1 pseudogene is annotated in these 245 nt (G+C 63.7%); it reads right to left on the reverse strand.

Annotated features, from left to right (window positions below):
- Positions 1 to 245 (reverse strand): annotated as a pseudogene (locus EOD29_RS34220) (cysteine--tRNA ligase); the annotation flags it as partial.

A 245-nucleotide genomic window follows, 5' to 3' on the forward strand; every position in this document is an offset into this window, starting at 1 on the left:
GCCTCGGTGAAGTTCTTCGCCTTCAGCATTTCGAGACGCATGGCGACCAGCGCATCGATCGCCGAAGCGACGGCTTCGTCGATCTCCATCTTTTTCGGCAGCAGGCCCAGAAGGTCGGCCGTTGCCGCAAAGGTGGCGCCCACGGCGGGATCCGTATGGGCGGCCTGCGCCAGTGCATGCAATGCCTGCACCGCCGCCACCGTGTTGAGATCGTCCGCCAGCGCATTCAGTACGCTTTCATCGGG

The sequence above is a fragment of the Mesorhizobium sp. M1A.T.Ca.IN.004.03.1.1 genome, assembly GCF_003997555.1.
Classification (GTDB): Bacteria; Pseudomonadota; Alphaproteobacteria; order Rhizobiales; family Rhizobiaceae; genus Mesorhizobium.